The organism is Paraglaciecola marina (assembly GCF_004360155.1).
GTDB classification, from domain to species: Bacteria; Pseudomonadota; Gammaproteobacteria; order Enterobacterales; family Alteromonadaceae; genus Paraglaciecola; species Paraglaciecola marina.
The window spans coordinates 1-1,563 of record NZ_SAIS01000066.1 but is presented as its reverse complement, the minus strand read 5'-3'; the positions used below and the strand labels follow the sequence as shown (position 1 = coordinate 1,563).

Sequence of the window (1,563 nt, the reverse complement as noted above, 5' to 3'; positions counted from 1 at the left end):
AGCTGCGATTGGGTATTTTATTGCCATGCGTGTCTTAGTAATATTTAAGCAATAGTACTGCTGATTGATCCAGTTTTGATTGAAATTCCGCATAACAGCAAGATTTTGGAAATATTCCGTATTTTCCCATTGGCTGAATGAATAGGTGGTAATAAAGTTAACCTGTACAATGGGTTAGGGGCTGTGGTAGAAAAGAGTCATGTAGAAAAGCGGAAACATTCCGTGTTTAAACACGGAATGTTTCCGGATATTAATATTGTTAGCTTTCAAGGATAGTATGCAGTCAAATTTAACTCTCGATGAAGTAAATCAAGAATTAGTGGAAGCCGATGTTGCAATTAGCGATTCTGAATTTGAAACATTGAAAACGTGGATTAAGTGCAAAATTGAACCTGTTAAATGGAAACAGGAGCAATACGACTTCGAACATGAATTTTGGGTTGTTGCTATTTTAAATGGCAGTTGTCTTTACTTTAACTTCGTTGAAGAAGGTTGGGGTTGGGGAAAGTTCAGAGAAAATGGTTCCATTGTAAAATATCACTGGGAACAAGAAGAGCTAGGTGAGGCTTTTATCTGGCGCTACAAAGATCAAGTAACTGAAAGCTAACAAGCGCATTAAGCACGGGACTGCTAACAGTTTGCTCGGTTCCGCTTCGCTGCACATTTTAGCAAACAATTATCAGCCCCTTATGCGGGCGTTATACCCTCAAAAGGATATTGAAACATGCTTATCGATTTAACGTATCTCAAAGAGCTCTTGTCAGAGTTTATTAACGCAGAAACAGCGCATATTAGCGTTGTAAAATTGCAGGACAATGGATTTCCGATTAGTTCCGCGGACAATCCAGAGTACTTAGACGAAAAGTTCGTTTTTCATATGCAAATTCTGATGGATAATCGATTAATTTCTGACAGAAATTTACATTTATCTGGTTTGGATTCAATAGGTATTACAATGGACATAAGCGGACCTCCTCTTATCTTCGATAAAGATATTAGGTTAACTCAAGCGGGCCACGATTTTGCAAACGCTTTAGATAAGCAAGAAGTGTTTGAGAAACTTAAGACTGAGTTCAAAGATGCTCCATTTAAAGTAGTTTTTGATGGAAGCCAAAAGTTACTTCATCATTATTTCAAGAAAAAGTTGAATGATATCTTGGATGAGTAACGGGTATAACAACCCAATTAACTCACTCACTTCGTTCGCTGGGACACATACGCGGGGCCGCTTCGCGATTATAGCCCCACGTATGTGCCCCTTAGCTTAAAGTTATGTTTTAAAAGGACAACCATGAGAACCATTGCATTATTAGCAATTACAATTTTTGGTCTGCTAGCATGTAAATCGACTGAGAAAGGATTCACAAAACAAGAATTAGACTTTTTTGAATCACAGAAAATCATATCTACTTGGGGACATCTGACTGAAGATGAATTGGCATTGGCGATACTCGGCACCACTTGTTATAAGAAGTATTTAGTTTTGAAAAAATACGATTACAAAATAGAGTCAGTTTCCAAAAACCAAATTATCTACTACCAACCAAATAAGATGCTTCCAAG

Annotated in this window: 3 protein-coding genes; all 3 read left to right on the top strand. The window is 37.5% G+C overall.

Annotated elements, in window-relative coordinates:
* Positions 1-277: 277 nt before the first annotated feature.
* Positions 278-607: a hypothetical protein gene (locus EOK74_RS20665; RefSeq protein ID WP_133472019.1), complete on the top strand. Its 330-nt coding sequence runs from the start codon at positions 278-280 to the stop codon at positions 605-607.
* Between the two features lie 150 nt (positions 608-757).
* Positions 758-1,168 carry a DUF2513 domain-containing protein gene (locus EOK74_RS20660; protein WP_205964782.1) on the top strand — a complete coding sequence of 137 codons (411 nt, stop codon included), beginning with the start codon at positions 758-760 and terminating at the stop codon, positions 1,166-1,168.
* 123 nt (positions 1,169-1,291) lie between these two features.
* Positions 1,292-1,563, top strand: a 272-nt coding sequence (locus EOK74_RS20655; protein ID WP_133472017.1) for a hypothetical protein, incomplete at its 3' end; no start/stop codon positions are given.

Bases quoted from the DNA above. Each gene is read 5' to 3' on its own strand.
- EOK74_RS20665 (WP_133472019.1), top strand. From the start codon at position 278: ATGCAGTCAAATTTAACTCTCGATGAAGTAAATCAAGAATTAGTGGAA.